This is a genomic window from Burkholderia stabilis, from assembly GCF_001742165.1.
GTDB lineage: Bacteria > Pseudomonadota > Gammaproteobacteria > Burkholderiales > Burkholderiaceae > Burkholderia > Burkholderia stabilis.
In genome coordinates, this window is record NZ_CP016442.1 from 763,734 (window position 1) to 780,263 (window position 16,530).

17 protein-coding genes are annotated in these 16,530 nt (G+C 69.7%); 8 read left to right on the plus strand and 9 right to left on the minus strand.

Annotation, left to right across the window (positions count from 1 at the left end; genetic code table 11):
• Window positions 1–28 precede the first annotated feature (28 nt).
• The 4 genes from cobG to cobJ are packed head-to-tail and all read left to right on the plus strand — an operon-like array spanning window position 29 to window position 4,476.
• Entirely contained in the window at window positions 29–1,420 is a 1,392-nt protein-coding gene (cobG, locus tag BBJ41_RS03680) for a precorrin-3B synthase (protein ID WP_069745362.1), read from the plus strand.
• Window positions 1,413–2,039, plus strand: coding sequence for a precorrin-8X methylmutase (locus BBJ41_RS03685; protein WP_069745363.1), 627 nt, complete (start codon window positions 1,413–1,415; stop codon window positions 2,037–2,039). Before cobG ends, BBJ41_RS03685 begins: the two co-directional genes overlap by 8 nt.
• The gene (locus BBJ41_RS03690) at window positions 2,036–2,770 is read left to right on the plus strand and encodes a precorrin-2 C(20)-methyltransferase (protein ID WP_069745364.1); all 735 of its coding nucleotides are present in this window, start codon (window positions 2,036–2,038) and stop codon (window positions 2,768–2,770) included. The genes BBJ41_RS03685 and BBJ41_RS03690 overlap by 4 nt, the downstream gene beginning before the upstream one ends.
• Window positions 2,767–4,476, plus strand: coding sequence for a precorrin-3B C(17)-methyltransferase (cobJ, locus tag BBJ41_RS03695; protein WP_069745365.1), 1,710 nt, complete (start codon window positions 2,767–2,769; stop codon window positions 4,474–4,476). Before BBJ41_RS03690 ends, cobJ begins: the two co-directional genes overlap by 4 nt.
• Window positions 4,477–4,652: 176 nt before the next feature.
• Here cobJ and BBJ41_RS03700 read toward each other — a convergent pair whose 3' ends face one another.
• The gene (locus BBJ41_RS03700) at window positions 4,653–5,858 is read right to left on the minus strand and encodes an MFS transporter (protein WP_069747566.1); all 1,206 of its coding nucleotides are present in this window, start codon (window positions 5,856–5,858) and stop codon (window positions 4,653–4,655) included.
• A gap of 94 nt (window positions 5,859–5,952) precedes the next feature.
• Here BBJ41_RS03700 and BBJ41_RS03705 point away from each other — a divergent pair, with 94 nt between their 5' ends.
• Both BBJ41_RS03705 and BBJ41_RS03710 read left to right on the plus strand, forming a co-directional pair.
• A complete protein-coding gene (locus tag BBJ41_RS03705) occupies window positions 5,953–6,855 on the plus strand; it encodes a LysR substrate-binding domain-containing protein (RefSeq protein WP_069745366.1) in 903 nt (300 codons plus the stop codon).
• A gap of 252 nt (window positions 6,856–7,107) precedes the next feature.
• Window positions 7,108–8,463 (plus strand): chitinase, encoded by a 1,356-nt coding sequence (locus BBJ41_RS03710; protein ID WP_069745367.1) that lies wholly within the window; start codon window positions 7,108–7,110, stop codon window positions 8,461–8,463.
• 113 nt (window positions 8,464–8,576) lie between these two features.
• On the opposite strand, the gene BBJ41_RS03715 is transcribed toward BBJ41_RS03710, so the two are convergent.
• The 4 genes from BBJ41_RS03715 to BBJ41_RS03730 all read right to left on the minus strand — a co-directional run bounded on the left by BBJ41_RS03715 (window position 8,577) and on the right by BBJ41_RS03730 (window position 13,214).
• Window positions 8,577–9,320: an IclR family transcriptional regulator gene (locus BBJ41_RS03715; RefSeq protein ID WP_069747567.1), complete on the minus strand. Its 744-nt coding sequence runs from the start codon at window positions 9,318–9,320 to the stop codon at window positions 8,577–8,579.
• A gap of 53 nt (window positions 9,321–9,373) precedes the next feature.
• Complete coding sequence (locus BBJ41_RS03720) at window positions 9,374–10,540, minus strand: acyl-CoA dehydrogenase family protein (RefSeq protein ID WP_069745368.1); 1,167 nt, start codon at window positions 10,538–10,540, stop codon at window positions 9,374–9,376.
• A gap of 112 nt (window positions 10,541–10,652) precedes the next feature.
• Window positions 10,653–11,954: a CitMHS family transporter gene (locus BBJ41_RS03725; protein WP_069745369.1), complete on the minus strand. Its 1,302-nt coding sequence runs from the start codon at window positions 11,952–11,954 to the stop codon at window positions 10,653–10,655.
• A 96-nt stretch (window positions 11,955–12,050) separates the two neighbouring features.
• Window positions 12,051–13,214, minus strand: coding sequence for a CaiB/BaiF CoA transferase family protein (locus tag BBJ41_RS03730; protein ID WP_069745370.1), 1,164 nt, complete (start codon window positions 13,212–13,214; stop codon window positions 12,051–12,053).
• Window positions 13,215–13,491: 277 nt separating this feature from the next.
• Between BBJ41_RS03730 and BBJ41_RS03735 the strand changes: the two genes are divergently transcribed.
• Window positions 13,492–13,746 carry a hypothetical protein gene (locus BBJ41_RS03735; protein ID WP_069745371.1) on the plus strand — a complete coding sequence of 85 codons (255 nt, stop codon included), beginning with the start codon at window positions 13,492–13,494 and terminating at the stop codon, window positions 13,744–13,746.
• Window positions 13,747–13,896: 150 nt separating this feature from the next.
• Window positions 13,897–14,319 carry an NUDIX hydrolase gene (locus BBJ41_RS03740; protein WP_069747568.1) on the plus strand — a complete coding sequence of 141 codons (423 nt, stop codon included), beginning with the start codon at window positions 13,897–13,899 and terminating at the stop codon, window positions 14,317–14,319.
• Between the two features lie 15 nt (window positions 14,320–14,334).
• Here BBJ41_RS03740 and BBJ41_RS03745 read toward each other — a convergent pair whose 3' ends face one another.
• The 4 genes from BBJ41_RS03745 to BBJ41_RS03760 form a co-directional block, all read right to left on the minus strand.
• Window positions 14,335–14,661, minus strand: coding sequence for a low molecular weight protein tyrosine phosphatase family protein (locus BBJ41_RS03745; protein WP_069745372.1), 327 nt, complete (start codon window positions 14,659–14,661; stop codon window positions 14,335–14,337).
• 20 nt (window positions 14,662–14,681) lie between these two features.
• Entirely contained in the window at window positions 14,682–15,254 is a 573-nt protein-coding gene (locus BBJ41_RS03750) for a DUF1993 domain-containing protein (RefSeq protein ID WP_069745373.1), read from the minus strand.
• Window positions 15,255–15,430: 176 nt separating this feature from the next.
• A complete protein-coding gene (locus BBJ41_RS03755) occupies window positions 15,431–15,883 on the minus strand; it encodes a YaiI/YqxD family protein (RefSeq protein WP_069745374.1) in 453 nt (150 codons plus the stop codon).
• Between the two features lie 78 nt (window positions 15,884–15,961).
• Window positions 15,962–16,498, minus strand: coding sequence for a vWA domain-containing protein (locus BBJ41_RS03760; protein WP_069747569.1), 537 nt, complete (start codon window positions 16,496–16,498; stop codon window positions 15,962–15,964).
• Between the last annotated feature and the right edge of the window lie 32 nt (window positions 16,499–16,530).

Genomic DNA, 16,530 nt, shown 5'->3' on the forward strand with positions numbered 1-16,530 from the left:
CGCGGCGCGACACTGCCCCGGTACCCCGTTGAGTTCCGCCCCCGTTTCGATTCCTGCATCGCCCGTCGCACGCCCGTCGGCCTGCCCGGGGCTCGTGCGCGTGGTCGCGGCCGCCGATGGCGGGCTGTGCCGGATCAAGCTGCCGGGCGGCCGGCTCGATGCGCGCCAGGCGCGCGCGATCGCCGCCGCCGCGCGCGCGTACGGCTCCGGTGCGATCGACGCGACCAATCGCGCGAATCTTCAGCTGCGCGGCATTCGGGAAGACGCGACCGACGCGCTGACGCGCGCGTTGCTCGATGCGGATCTTGGCCCGCGCGTCGACGCAACTGCCGATGCAGTCGCGCTCGCCGCGAGCGACGACGTCCGTAACGTGATGCTCAGCCCGCTCGCCGGGCACGACCCCGCCGCACTCGTCGACAGCCGCGCGCTCGCGATGCCGCTGCTCGACATGCTGGCGCGCGAGCCGCGCCGTGGCGAGCTGTCGCCGAAATTCTCGATCCAGCTCGACGGCGGCGAATCGGTCGCCGCGCTCGATCATCCGCACGACATCTGGCTGGCCGCGTGGCGCCGCGGCGACGGTGCGGTACGCATCGCGGCCGGGCTGGCCGGCTGCCCGCCGGTCGCGCCCGGCGACACGCCGGCTTCGGTCGACGTATCGCCCGATCAGAGCGTCGCGCTCGTTCGCGCGCTGCTGCTCGCGTTCCTCGATCTGGCGCCGGCCGATGTCACGCGGATGCGTGCACTGCTCACGACTTGCGGCGAACGCGCGTTGCTCGACCGTGCGCAGCATTACCTGCCCTTTCCGCTCGCGGCCGATCCGGCGCTCGCCGGTTGGCGGCGCATGCGCAGTGATCCGGCGCTGCGCTTCGGCACGCGCCCGTCGCTCGACGCGAGCCGTTGCAGCGTCGGTGCGCAATTCGCGCTCGGCCGGCTCGACGCAGCGCAACTGGAACGGCTCGCCAACCTGGCCGACACCGAAGGAAACGGCACGCTGTCGATGACGCCGTGGCAAGGCGTGTTCGTGCACGGCGTGCCGCACCATCGCGCACCGGTCGTGCTCGATGCGCTCGCGTCGCTCGGCCTCGTTTGCGCGTCGTCCGATCCGCTCGCCACGCTCGTCGCATGCACCGGCAGCGCGGGCTGCGCGAAAGCGCGCGCCGACACGAAACACGACGCGCTCGCGCTGGCCGCGCGCATCGGCCATCCGGTCGACGTGCACCTGACCGGCTGCGAGCGCCATTGCGCGCTGCCGCATCCCGCGACGCACACGCTCGTCGCGGTGGCGCCCGCACACTACGACCTTTACCGGCGCGACACCGACGCGGGCCTCGGCGCCCCGCTCGCGCGCCATCTGACGATTGACCAGGCCGCAGTCCGATTGACGGACCCGCGGCACAGCCAGGACACCACCGATGCTTGACTACATTCGCGACGGGCAGGAGATCTACCGCCAGTCGTTCGCGACGATCCGCGCCGAGGCCGACCTGTCGCAGGTTCCGCCCGATCTCGAGAAACTCGCGGTGCGCGTGATCCACGCGTGCGGGATGGTCGACGTCGTCTACGACCTGCGTTTCTCGGCCGGCGCCGGCGCGGCGGGCCGCGCGGCGCTCGCAGCCGGCGCGCCGATCCTGTGCGATGCGAGGATGGTCGCCGAAGGCATCACGCGCGCGCGGCTGCCGGCAGACAACCGCGTGATCTGCACGCTCGGTGAGCCGGAGGTGCCCGACCTCGCGCGCCATCTCGGCAACACGCGCTCGGCCGCCGCACTCGAACTGTGGCGCCCGCATCTCGCGGGCAGCGTCGTCGTGATCGGCAATGCGCCGACCGCGCTGTTCCATCTGCTCGACATGATCGACGCCGGCGCGCCGCGCCCCGCGCTGATCCTCGGGTTCCCGGTCGGCTTCATCGGCGCGGCCGAATCGAAGGCGATGCTCGACGCCGACAGCCGCGGCGTGCCGTACGTCGCGCTGCTCGGCCGGCGCGGCGGCAGCGCGATGGCCGCCGCCGCGGTCAACGCGCTCGCGACGGAGGTCGAATGACGACCGCGCGCGGACGCCTGTTCGGGGTCGGCGTCGGCCCCGGCGACCCTGAACTGATGACGATCAAGGCGCTGCGCGTGCTGCAGGCGGCGCCCGTGGTCGCGTATTTCGTCGCGAAAGGCAAGAAAGGAAATGCGTACGGCATCGTCGAAGCGCACCTGCTCGACACGCAAACGCAACTGCCGCTCGTCTATCCGGTGACGACCGAGGCGCTGCCGCCGCCGCTGTGCTATGAGACGGTGATCGCCGACTTCTACGACACGGCCGCCGACATCGTCGCGGCGCACCTCGACGCGGGCCGCGACGTCGCGGTGATCTGCGAAGGCGACCCGTTCTTCTACGGCTCGTACATGTACCTGCACGACCGCCTCGCGCCGCGCTACGACACCGAGGTCGTGCCGGGCGTGTGCGCGATGCTCGGCGGCACGGCCGTGCTCGGCCAGCCGCTCGTCTATCGCAACCAGAGCCTGTCGGTGCTGTCGGGCGTGCTGCCCGAGCACGAACTGCGCGCGCGGCTCGCGCAGGCCGACGCGGCCGTCGTGATGAAGCTCGGACGCAATTTCGACAAGGTGCGGCGCGTGCTCGACGAACTCGGCCTCGCAAAGCGCGCGCTGTACGTCGAGCGCGCGACGATGGCGAGCCAGCGCATCGTGCCGCTCGACGAAGTCGATCCGATGGCGTCGCCGTATTTCTCGCTGCTCGTCGTGCCGGGGGAAAAATGGCAAGGATGACGACCCCGCCCGCGATCGTGATTCTCGGCGCGGGCGCGCTCAACACCGCGCGGCGCATCCAGGCGCGGTATCCGGGCGCCCGCGTGCACGGGCTCGCGTCGCGCGTCGAGGCCGACGTGCCGTTCGACGAACTCGGCGCGCACCTGCGCGAGCTCTATGCGCGCGGCTTGCCGATCGTCGCGCTGTGCGCGGCCGGCATCGTGATCCGCTGCATCGCGCCCGCACTCGCCGACAAGGGCGTCGAGCCGCCCGTGCTCGCGGTCGCGGAGGACGGTTCGGCCGTCGTGCCGCTGCTCGGCGGGCTCACGGGCGTCAACGTGATCGCGCGCGAAATTGCCGAATGCGTCGGCGTCGCGCCGGCGATCACGACGAGCGGCGAACTGCGCTTCGGCGCGTGCGTGCTCAATCCGCCCGAAGGGTATGCGCTTGCCGATCTCGCGCAGGGCAAGCGCTTTGTGTCCGACCTGCTCGCCGGCGCGCCGACGCGCATCGATGGCGCCGCACCGTGGCTCGACGACGTCGCGCTGCCGCGCGACGACGCGGCAGCGCATGCGATCCGCGTGACACCCGACGCATGGCGCGGCACGCGTGACGAACTCGTGATCCATCCGCGCAGCGTGGTGATCGGCGTCGATGCGCATGCCGCGCAGGCCGACGAAGCGCTCGCCGCACGCATCGAAGCAGCGCTCGACGCGCACGGCCTCGCACAACTGGCGCTCGCGGCCATCGTCGCGCCGGCGTCGATGATCGGTGCTGCGGCGCTGGAGGAAGCGGCGCACACGCTCGGCGTGCCGCTGCGTTTCGTCGATGTCGACAGCGACGCGAAAGCCGATGCGGCGACGCTGCTCGGCCGAGCGTTGCGTGTCGCACATACATTGCGCACGACGTCGAATGGCCTTGCATGCGCAGTCGCATCGCATCCGGTCGACCCTGCCGCGCTCGGCCGCGCGCGCGGCCGCCTGACGGTGCTCGGCCTCGGCCCGGGCGGCGCCGCGTGGCTCACGCCGGCCGCGCGCGCCGCGCTCGCGGAGGCGACCGACATCCTCGGTTATACGACCTACGTGAACATGGCCGGCCCGTTCCGCGACGACCAGCGCATACACGGCACCGACAACCGCGAGGAGATGCAGCGCGCGCGCCATGCGTTCGAACTCGCGGCCGAAGGCCGGCGCGTCGCGGTCGTCTCGTCGGGCGACCCCGGCGTGTTCGCGATGGCCGCCGCCGTGCTCGAAGCGCTCGACGAGGCGCGCGACCCGCAATGGGCCGCGGTCGACCTGCGCGTGGAACCCGGCGTATCGGCGTCGCTAGCAACTGCCGCGCAGGCCGGCGCGCCGCTCGGCCACGATTTCTGCGCGATCTCGCTGTCGGACAATCTGAAACCGTGGGACGTGATCGAGACGCGCCTGCGGCATGCGGCGCAGGCCGATCTCGTGATGGCGTTCTACAACCCGATTTCGCGTGCACGGCCGTGGCAGCTCGACCGCGCGCTCGACGTCGTGCGCGCGCACCGCGCAGCCGATACGGTCGTCGTGCTCGGCCGCGACATCGGCCGGCCGGGCGCGACGCTTGCGACGACGACGCTCGGCGCGCTGCGCAGCGATCAGGTGGACATGCGCACGATGGTGATCGTCGGTTCGTCGACGACGCGCCGTTTCGCGATCGGCAGCGGGCGCGAGTGGGTCTATACGCCGCGCTGGTATCGCTGAACGCGGATAGGGCCTCTGGCTAATCACTGGCTCGCGAACGCGCTTTGCCGGCTGCAGCGCAAGAAGCAAGGAGCGTCGCTTGATCGAGCCAAACAAGCGACGCGCGACGCCGCAATGTGACGGGCAACGCACGCTCCCCTGTTTGGAAAAAAACCATTCGTGGGGCTGGTCCGTTATTAGCGTGAACAGGCCCTAACGCCGCGCGCGTCGGCGTGGCCCGCGCCGGCCGCGCTGCCGGTTCGCCAGAACCGAAACACGAGCACGCCGACGATGGCCTGTGCAACGATCACGAACGCGACGCAGCCGGCCCATCCCCAGCGGTGCCAGCCCGGCACCGGCAGGATCGAGCCGAGGCTGCCGCCGAAGTAATAGCAGGACAGGTAGATGCCGATCGCGGTCGAGCGCGCGGTCGAGGCGGCCTGCGAGATGAACGTGTTCGCCGACGCCTGTTCGACGAACACGGCGGTCGAGCTGAGCGCGAGGCCGGCCAGGATCACCGGCACGCTGTCGGACAGCGTCAGCAGTGCGCCGCCGATCGCGAACGCGGCCGCGACGAGCCCCGGCATGCGCGGGCCGCGATGCCGCGCGATGCGCCCCGCGAGCGGCGTGACGACGACCGCCACCAGAAACACCGCGTAGATCGCGCCGATCTCGACCGTGCCGAACGCGAACGGCGCGCGCGCGAGCCGCAGGCCGACGAACGTGAACGTTGCGACCTGCGACGCGAGTACGCACGCGCCGATCGCGAACGACGCCAGCAGCGGGCCTCGCGTGACGATTCGCCACGACGGCCCTGCATCCGCATCGTCGCCGGCATGCCGCGCGATCGCGCCGGACGCCGGCAGGCTCGCATAAATCGCCGCGCCGGTGACGAGGCACAGCGCCGCGATGACGTCGAACGCGTGCCGCCAGCCCCACATCGCCGTCATCAGGTTGGTCGCGAAGCGGCCTGCGAAACCGCCGAGCGTCGTGCCGGCGACGAACAGCGCGCTTATCTCCGCCGACGTGCCGCGATCGAAGCGTTCGCCGACATAGGCGATCGACAGCGCGAAGACGAACGGCATCACCAGCCCGGCGGCAAAGCGCGCGCCGAGAAACGACGCGAAACTCGCCGCATGCGCGGACCATACGACCGGCAGCGCGACCGCTATCGCCGCGAGCGAGATCGCGGTGCGCCGCTCGATGCGTGCGGCCAGCATGCCGACGAACGGCGCGATAATGGCGACGGCCGTCGTGGTTGCGCTCACGCCCTGCCCGGCGCGTTCCGCGCTGACGCCGAAGGCCGCGGCAAGTTCGTGCAGGATGCCCTGCGTCGAATAGAGATTGAGAAACGCGGCGAAACCGCAAAGAAAGAATGCAATGCGCGTGGTCCTGTCGTTCATCGGAGATGCCTTGTCGTCGATGCCGACAGTCTGACGAGCGCGCCACGCGCACGCCAATACCGTTTTCGCCTTCATTGATACCGGAACGACAACAATGCTCGACCTGCGCCGCCTCCGCTATTTCGTGGTCGTCGCCGACGAACTGCACTTCGGCCATGCAGCCTTGCGCCTGCGCGTCGCGCAGCCGCCGCTGACGCGCCATATCGCCGCGCTGGAAACCGAACTCGGCGTGCGGCTGTTCGAGCGCTCGACGCGCGCGGTGCGGCTGACGACGGAAGGCGCGCTGTTCCTCGAGCATGCGCGCAACGTCGTCAGCGCGGCCGCCGAGGCCGAGGCGAGCGCGCGCAAGATCGCGCAAGGCATCGCCGGGCGCATCGTGATCGGTTATGCGAGCGCGATCCCGATGTCCGACACGTTTCCGGACGTCATCCGCGTCGCGAGCCGCACGATGCCCGACGTCGAGCTCGCATTCCGTGAAGCGGCGACCGCCAGCCAGCGCCAGCAGATCGCGGACGGCACGATGGACATCGGCTTCGGCTGGGCGTGGGACGGCGCGCCCGGCGTGCCGGTCGCGTCGCTCGTCGTGTCGCGCGAACCGCTCGTCGCGGCCGTGCCGGCCGGGAATCCGCTCGCGGGCCGCGCGCGCATCGACGTCGCCGAACTCGCCAACGAGACCTTCGTCACCTTTCCGCCCGGTTACGGTTCGGCGCTGACCGCCGCGCTGGACGATCTGTGCGCGCAAGCCGGTTTCGCGCCGTGCATCGGGGCGACCGCATCGCAGATCACGACGCTCGTGTCGCTGGTGGCCGCCGAGCGCGGCATCGCGATCGTGCCGGGGTTCACCGCGACGCTGCAACGCGCGGGCGTCGTCTACGTGCCGCTCGCCGGTGCGCGCGCGGTCGAGCAGATCGTGTCGTGGAGCGAGCCGTTTTCGTCGGCATGCGTCGAACGCTTCGTCGCGTTGGCGCGCTCGCTTGTGCAGCCTGCATCGGAATAAGCGACGCACGTCGGGCTTCAAGCGCCCAATCAGGCGTAGCCGGAAAAATCGCCCGCGCGATGCGTTGCGCAACGCTGTCGAATCGGCAAGATCGTTACGTATCGGGAATCAAATAACAAAAAGAACTCCTGACTATTCACTATTCGACGCGAATCCTCCAAGATGGGCACGCCGCCGGCCGGGCATGCCCGGTCGCCCGCCCGGCGGCGATACGCGGGCCAGCGTATCCCTCTTCCACTTGGAGAACACAGAATGAACAACAATGTGTTGCCGCGTTTCATCCCGCGTGCGCTCGCCGCGGGTTGTCTGCTCGCTGCCGCGAGCGTGTCCCAGGGCGCCGGCGTCTACGCGCCCTATGTCGACGTGACGCTCTATCCGACGCCGCTCGTCGACCAGATCGGCGTGACGCAAGGCATCCAGCAGTTCACGCTCGCGTTCGTGGTCGCGGGCACCGGCTGTGCGCCATCGTGGGGCGGCGTGCAGCCGATCGGCAACGGCGCGAGCGGCGGCCTGCTCACCGCGCTGTCGACGTCGATCGCGAGCTACCGTGCGAAAGGCGGCGACGTGGCCGTGTCGTTCGGCGGCGCGAACGGCACGCCGCTGATGCAGGCGTGCTCGACGGTTCCCGCGCTGAAAGCGGCGTACCAGACCGTGATCGATACGTACGGGATCACGCACGTCGACTTCGACATCGAAGGCGCGTCGCAGCAGGACACGGCCGCGGTCGCGCGCAACTTCCAGGCCGTCGCGCAGTTGCAGTCCGACTACGCGGCGAAGGGCAAGCCGCTGCACGTCACGCTGACGCTGCCGACGATGCCGACCGGGCTCACGCAGGACGGCGTGAACGTCGTGAACGCGGCGATCGCGAACAAGACGACCTTCGACGCGGTGAACCTGATGACGATGGACTATGGCCCCGCGAACATCGACATGGGCGCGGCCGCGATCAGCGCCGCGCAGGCGCTGTATTCGCAGCTCGACACGGCGTTCAAGTCGGCGGGCCAGCCGAAGACCGGCGCGCAGCTCTGGCAGATGGTCGGCGTCACGCCGATGATCGGTGCGAACGACGTGCAGGGCGAGACCTTCACGCTCGCGAACGCGCAAAGCGTGCTGAACGCGGCAGTCGCCAACGGCTACGGGTTCTTCGGCAACTGGTCGGTCGGCCGCGACCAGCCGTGCCCGAACAACGGCGCGTATGCGTCGCCGACCTGCTCGGGCGTCGCGCAACAGCCGTACGCATTCGCGTCGATCTTCCGCAAGCTCGACGGCAAATGGGGCACGGGCGTCACGCAGGACCCGAACTACGGCGGTGGTTCGAACGGCGGCACGCCGCAGCCGGGCGCGCCCTGGTCGGCCGGCCAGGTCTATACGGCCGGCGCGACGGTGACCTATCAGGGCACCACGTATCAGGCTCAATGGTGGACGCAGGGCGACGTGCCCGGCCAGGCCGCCGTGTGGAAACCGGTCGGCGGCGGCTCGCCCGTGTGGTCGGCCACGACCGCCTACCCGGGCGGCACGTGCGTGATGTACCAGGGCGCGAAATACTGCGCGAAATGGTGGACGCAGGGCGACAACCCGAGCGCGGGCGGCGTGTGGGTGAAGTCGTGACGTCGACGCGCACCGGCGCGTGATGCGCGGCGGGCCGTTTCCGGCGCGGCAGGATCGCACGCCGGCGGACGGCCCGCCTTGCGGGCCCGCTGCCGGCAGTCGGGACGAGCGCCCTACCCGCGCGCGTGCTCGGCCAGCAGCCGCGCTTTCGCGTCGACGAGCAGCGCCGCATGCATGTCGCGATGCTGGCGAATCCGCTCGGTCGGCCCGACGACCGACAACCCGTACCAGTCGCCGTCGAGCGTCAGCGCGACCGCGATCGCCGACAGTTCGGGCGCGCTCTCGCCGAAGTTCTCGGCCCAGCCGAGTTCGCGAAACCGCGCGGCTTGCGCGGCGAGCGCCGGCAAGTCCGCGACGGTCGCGGCGGTGAAACGCTCGAACGGCAACTGCGCGCCGAGCGCCTGCTGCGCGTCGCCGTCGAGTTCCGCGAAGATCGCCTTGCCGATCGAGTTCGCATGCAGCGGACGCAACTCGCCCGGCTGGCGCGTATAGCGGATTGCCTGCTCCGATTCGACGACGTCGAGGTACGTGACCGCACCCCCCTGGATCTTGCCGAGCACGGCCGTCTCGCGGCTCGCGTCGCGCAGCGCGACGAGATGCGGATGCACGATGTCGACGACGGGATCGGTCGCGTCGATCGCGGCGGCGATCGTCTGCAGGCGCCGCGTCGGATAGTAGCCGCCGCGCTTGCGCACTTCGTACAGGTAGCCGCGGTTCACGAGCGTACGCGCCATCGCGAGGCAACTCGACGCCGGCACATTGAGCAGGCGCGCGAGTTCGGTGAGCGGCAGCGGCCGCCGTTCGGCGGCGAACAGCTCGAACAGGTCGAGCGTGCGGGCAACGAGTTTGACGTCCATGACGAGCGCTTGAATCGGAACGGGAAATCGCGCGCCGGGCCGGCCGCCGCGCGTCAATAGGACTTCGGCAGCCCGAGCACCTTCTCCGCGATGTAGCACAGGATCAGTTGCGGACTCACGGGCGCGAGCCTCGGAATCATACACTCGCGCAGGTAGCGCTCGACATGGTATTCCTTCGCGTACCCCATTCCGCCGAGCGTCGCGACCGCCGTCTGGCATGCCTGGAACGCGGCTTCCGCGCCGAGGTACTTCGCCGCGTTCGCTTCCGCGCCGCACGATTGCCCCGCGTCGTAGCGCGTCGCGGCCTTCATCACCATCAGCCACGCGGCTTCGAGCTGCATCCACGCCTGCGCGAGCGGATGCTGGATCGACTGGTTCTGCCCGATCGGCCGGCCGAACACGACGCGCTCGCACGCATACTGCGTCGCGCGGCGCAGCGCGGCCTGCCCGAGCCCGATCGCCTCGGCGGCGATCAGGATGCGCTCGGGGTTCAGCCCGTGCAACAGATAGCGGAAGCCTTCGCCCTCGTTGCCGATCAGGTCGTCGCGCGAGACGCGCAGGTTGTCGATGAACAGCATGTTCGAATCGACGGCCTTGCGGCCCATCTTCTCGATCTCGCGCACCTCGACGCGCGAGCGGTCGAGATCGGTGTAGAACAGGCTCAGCCCGTCGGTCGGTTTCGCGACCTGGTCGAGCGGCGTCGTGCGCGCGATGATCAGCATCTTGTTCGCGACCTGCGCGGTCGAGATCCAGATCTTGCGCCCGCTCAGCACGTAGTGATCGCCTTCGCGGCGCGCCTGCGTGCTCAGGTGCGTGGTGTCGAGGCCCGCGTCGGGTTCGGTCACCGCGAAGCACGCCTTGTCGCGCCCCGCGATCAGCGGCGGCAGGAAGCGCGCCTTCTGCGTGTCGTTGCCGAACACCTGCACCGGGTTCAGCCCGAAGATGTTCATGTGGACAGCCGATGCGCCGGACAGGCCCGCGCCCGACGCGCTGATCGTGCGCATCATCAGCGCGGCCTCGGTCATCCCGAGCCCGGCGCCGCCGTGCGCCGGGTCCATCGCGATGCCGAGCCAGCCGGCCTCGGCGAGCGCCGCGTGGAAGTCGGCCGGAAACCCGCCCGCGCGATCGCGTTCGAGCCAGTAGTCGTCGCCGAAGCGTGCGCAGATTTTCTCGATCGCGCTTTCGATCGCGCGCTGGTCGTCGGTCAGGTCGAACTGCATGGACTGCTCTCCCGGAAAAAGTGAACGGACGCGCCGTTCTCAAGAAAACGCCGAGCCGCCCGGGGTTTTCGACCCGTCGGGGACTGGCGCGGAGCGACAGGTCTGGAGGCGCTCACAATGGAAATACGCCCGTCACGACCGCGGCGAAGACCATCAGCACGGTGGCGGCGAACAGGAACGGAATCGTGAATTTCTGGTGCTCGGCCAGCTCGACGCCGGTCAGGCCGACGATCAGGAACGTCGCAGGCGTGAGCGGGCTCACCGGGAAGCCGGTCGTCATCTGGCCGAGCAGCGCGGCCTGCGCCATCTGGATCGGCGGCACGCCGAGCAGCTTCGCGCTTTCCGCGAGCACCGGCAGTACGCCGAAGTAGAACGAATCGGGGTCGAACAGCAGGCTGAGCGGCATCGACAGCAGCCCGAGCACGAACGGCATGTGGCGCGCATGCTCGACCGGCACGTGTGCGACGACGACTTCCGCCATCGCCTTCAGCATGCCCGTGCCGGACATGATGCCGGTGAACGCGCCGGCCGCGAGCAGTACGCTCGCCATCATCAGCGCGGCTTTCGCGTGCGCATCGATCCGCTCGCGCTGCGCCTGCACGTCCGGATAGTTGATCACGAGCGCGGCGACCGTGCCGAGCATGAACATCACCATCGGATCGACGATGCCCGACACCAGCGTGACGAGCACGACGAGCGTCAGCGCGACGTTGATCCTGAAGCGGCCGGGCCGGCGCAGTGCGCGTTCGGCGTCGGTCAGCTCGCGCGGTGCGATCGCGAGCGCCGCCGCGCCGGCGCGATCGAGCCCGAGCCGCTTCGCTTCGCGCACGCCGAGCACGTACGCGGTGCCGAACACGAATACGAGCCCGACGATCTGCACCGGAATCATCGGCATGAAGATCGCCGAGCCCGGGATGTGCAGCGCCGCCGATGCGCGCAGCATCGGCCCGACCCACGGCAGGAAGTTGACGCCGGCCGCCATCGACGCGACGCACGCGAGGATGCGGCGATCCATCCCGAGCCGCGTATAGAGCGGCATCATCGCGGGCAGCGTGACGAGAAACGTGACGGCGCCCGAGCCGTCCAGATGGATCAGCAGCGCGAGCAGCGCCGAGCCCATCACGATGCGCGGCGGATGGCAGCCGATCACGCGCAGCACGCCCGCGATGATCGGGTCGAGCATCCCCGCATCGGTGAGGATGCCGAAAAAAAGAATCGCAAAAACGAACATTCCGGCGATCGGGCCGATGTTCTGTACGCCGTGAACGATGAACTTGCCGGTCGTCAGCCCGAACCCGGCCGCGAGCGAAGCAGCCACCGGCACGACGATCAGCGCGACGAGCGGCGACAGCCGCTTCGTGATGATCAGGCCGAACAGCGCGACGATGGCGATCGCGCCGATCCATGCGAGCATGATGCGTCTCCTCTTCAGCCGGCGCGCGTTCGTGCGCGGGCCGGCGTGGTGTCTCAATCGGGGGTTGCGGCACGCGGCCGGCGGTTGCGATGCCGGTCAGTCGCGGCGGTCGCGGTCGTCGTTGTCGCCGCTGTCGAAAACCTGCGCCGCGTGCTCGTTCAGCGCAGGCGGCGGGCGGCGGTACGTAGCCGGCGTGCGGCCGAGCTTGATCGGCGACGCGATGCCGCGATGCCGGCCCAGCTCGACCTTCATCTGCCGATGCGCGACATGCGGATGATCGAGCGCCGCATCGAGCCCGAGCACGGGCGCGCACGGCACGCCGCGGCGCATCAGCCGCTCGGCGAGCGCCGCGCCGTCATGTCCGGCCAGCGCCGTTTCGAGCAGCGCGCGCAGCGCGGCGCGGTTCGCGCTGCGTGCGCGGTTGTCGGCGAAGCGCGGATCGTCGGGCCAGTCGCGCGTGCCGAGCACGTCGCACAGCGCCGCGAACTGCCCGTTGTTGCCGACCGCGAGAAAGATGTCGACGGTGGCCGTCGGAAAGCTGTCGTACGGCGTGATGTTCGGATGCGCGTTGCCGGTACGCACGGGCGCGTTGCCCGAATGAAAGAAGTTCGGCGTATGCGGATGCAGGATCGACAGCGCGCAGTCGAACAGCGTCGATTCGACGAACTGGCCGCGCCCGCTCGCGTCGCGCTCGCGCAGCGCCATCAGCACGCCGAGCGCCGCGTTCAGCCCCGTGACGAGATCGACGATCGGCACGCCGACGCGCAGCGGCGCACCGCCCGCTTCGCCGTTCACGCTCATCAGCCCCGCGAGCGCCTGCACGGCCGCGTCGTAGCCGGGCAGCCCGCCGAGCGGGCCGTCCGCGCCGAAACCCGACACGCGGCAATAAACGAGGCGCGGAAACCGCGCATGCAGCGCGTCGAAACCGAGCCCCCAGCGCTCCATCGTGCCGATCTTGAAGTTCTCGACGACGGCGTCGGCGTGTTCGAGCAGACCGAGCAGCCGCTCACGATCGTCCGGTTGCGTCAGATCGAGCGTGACGCCGAGCTTGTTGCGGTTCACGCCGAGGAAGTACGACGCGGTATCGCCGTCGAACGGCGGGCCCCACGTGCGCGTCTCGTCGCCCGACGGCGGCTCGACCTTGACCACCTCCGCGCCGTGGTCGGCGAGGATCTGCGTCGCGTACGGGCCGCCCAGCACCCGCGACAGATCGATGATGCGCAATCCCGCCAGCGCGCCCTGCTGCTCGTGTTCCGCCATGCGTCTCGCTCCTGCTTCCGGTTGATCGGACTGCCGCCGCCGTCCAGCCGGCGCGTGCGCGCCTGGCCTTTCGGACTCGATGAATAATTCTTGTGCGTGAATTTATATTCACACTCAGGAATTTCATTGTCAAGCCCGGGTGGACCCGGCCGACGCGCGGATAACGCCGCCGCGCGCAAGTGGGGACGACACCGAACCCGGGCCGGTTGCGGCGTTGCCCCGCCCTTCGCTAAGCTGACGGAAAACGTTCAACCCGAAACAACGAGGCGGAAAATTCATGAAACGGATGTGGCTGGCGGCCTTCCTGCTGGCGTCGACGCTGGGCGTCGCGCACGCGCAAACCCAGACCTTCCACTTCGGCGAAGGGCAGACCGGCGTGCCCGGCGCAGCGCCGTCGGCGGCGCCCCAGCCCGCCGCGTCGACCGCCCGGCGCGCGACAGCGCCGTCGCGTCATCACCGGCGCGCCGTTCACAAGCGCCGCCATCCGCGCCACGTGAAGCCGACGCGCAACGGGATCTACACGCATTCGTGACCCGGCATGCGCGGCGCAACGCCGTGCACGGAACTGTCATGAACGGCCGGTAAGATCGCTGCGGCTGCCTGCATGCCGTCGCGGCCCGCTACCGGTTACCGCGCCGTCGACGCGCATTTTCTCCACGATTCAGCACCTGTTTCGCCGAACATGAGTACCGGGCCGGACACCCTCGCCGTCATCAAGGAACGCGCCACGATCGTTTGCCGCCAGCGCAGCAGCGTGTTGCTGGTCGCGCGCTCGGCATCGCGCTGGTCGCTGCCGGGCGGCACGATCCGGCGTGGCGAGACGCCGCTCGAGGCTGCGCAGCGGGAGCTTGCGGAGGAAACGCGGCTGGAGGGGCTGTTGCTCGACTATGCGGTGCAGTTCGGCGGGCTGACGAAGCTGCATCACGTGTTCGTCGCCGACGTGCCCGCGCACCTGACGCCGCGCGCGAGCAACGAGATCGCCCGCTGCAAGTGGTTTACGGTCGATCGGCTCGACACGCTCCGCGCGAGCGTGCCGACGCGCAAGATCATCGAGCTGCTGCGCCTCGACTGTTTTTCGGCGATCGCGAACGGCCCGCTTCGTTGACGCAGGCCGCGCCGGTCACGCGCGCAGGAACGGGCCGGCCTTGCGTTCGAGCAGTGTGACGAGTTCGGGTTGCATGAACGCGTACCGATCGGGGATGTCGAGGCAGACGATCTTCTTGTGCTTCAGACGCGGGCCGAATTGCGCGGACAACCTCGCCTTGTGTGCGCGTTCCATCACGAAGACGATCTCGGCCCACTCGATCTGTTCGGCGCTCAGCCGCGTATCGGCATCGGGCGCGAGGCCCGCGGAGTCGGTTTCGACACCCGGCCACGCGGCGAACACCGCTTCGGCCGTCGGGCTGCGCAGCCGGTTGCGGCTGCAGATGAACAGCGCCCGCGTCATGTCGCTATGCCCCGCCTCGTTCACCCTTGCGGAATCGTGCCCGGTCGCACGTAGGCGAGCATGTGCGGCACGTAGTCGGCCTTGCCGAGTTCGACGCCGTGATGGCGCAGGATCGCGTAGGCAGCGATCGCGTGGAAGTAGAACTGCGGCAGCGCCCAGTCGCGCGCGTATTGCTCTCCGGTCATGTCGAACGCGATCCCGTTCGGCAATTCGAGCGCGATCGGCCGCGCGACGCCGCCGTCGAGCGCATCCGGCGCGAGTTCGCCGAGAAACGACAGCGTGCCGGCGATGATCGCCTGCGCATCGCCCAGCGTGCCGGGCTGCGCGTTCCCATTCCATCCGGCTTCACGCAACGCGAGCAACGCAGCGGGCAGCGGTTCGCCGCGCAGCCGGTACACGGGCTCCATCGCCTGGAAGCACGAGAAGCGCACCTGTGCGGCGAGCGGATACATGTCGGCCGCCAGTTTCAGCGTCATCGCCGCATCGGGCGCGTCGCCCGCGGCCTGCCGGTGCGCGGCCGCCTTGTCGAGCCACGCGGTTTGTGCGCGCAGCATGTGGGTGAAGGTCGGAACGAGAAGTTGGGTCGGTGACACGCGTGCGCTCCTTGATGGTTATTCGCGCCACCTTATCAGCGTCGGCGAAAAACTGCATCCCGAGCCGGCCGATGCACGCGAACCGCTGTGAAACCGAAGGCGCATTGCCGCGTGTGCACGTTTGCGCGTTTACGCATGCGGAACGATCAATACCGCCTGACCACCGCAACGCCGCGTCAGGGCTTGCCTTGCCGCGCCAGGAACCGGTCGAGCTGCGACGCGAACGTCTTGCCGTCGCGCGCGCTGAACGGCGCCGGCCCGCCCGTGTCGATGCCCGCGCTGCGCAACTGATCCATCATCGCGCGCGTCGACAGACGCTCCTCGATGTTCTCGCGGCTGAACCAGTTTCCGCGCGGGTCGAGCGCATGCGCGCCCTTGTCGAGCACGGCGGCGGCCAGCGGGATATCGGCGGTAATCACGAGATCGCCGGCCTCGGCCATCTCGACGATGCGCGCGTCGGCCACGTCGAAGCCGGCCGGCACCTGCACGGCCTTGATGAACGGCGACGGCGGCGTGCGCAGAAACTGGTTCGCGACCAGCGTCACGCAGATTTCGGCACGACGCGCGGCGCGAAACAGCATGTCCTTGATGACGGCGGGACACGCGTCGGCATCGACCAATACTTGCATGGCGGGTTTTCCAGTGGGCAGAAGCGGCGATCATAGCGCACCGCCCGCCGTTGTCTTGCGCGAACAATCAGCGAGCAATCAGCCGGCGAGGTCCGTGCAAAGCGCATCGGCGCTCACCCATTGCGCGCCCCACGCATCGGCGAGGCGTGCGCCTCGCCCGATCCGCACGGCCCCATCGTCGAAGTCGACGAACACGACGTGATCGGCTGCGGCAGGTTTCGCCGGCGTCTCGCGCGTGCGCCCGTCGGACAGCACCCACAGCCAGCGCTGCTTGTCGGGCGCGCGTCGCGCATCGCGCGCGAGCAAGTTCGCGGCCGCCGCGATGCCGTCCGCGAGCGGCGTGCCGCCGCCGCCGTCGACCGGTTCGAGCCAGCGCGCATTCCACCAGCGCGGCACGGCCGGGCCGAAGCGTCGGGCGGCGCCGTTGCCGCCGAAGCAGATCAGCGCGGTTTCGACGCGCTCGCGCGCGGCGCGATCGAAATACGCGACGATCAGCCCCTTCGCCAGCGCGAGCCGGTCGTGCGGCAGCATCGAAGCGGAACAGTCGAGCACGAAGCAATGCAGCGCGTGCGGCGTGCCGGCCCGCTTGCGAAAGCGCAGATGGTCGCGTTGCAGCGGGCCGCCGCGCTTCGCGGCGAACGTCGCCG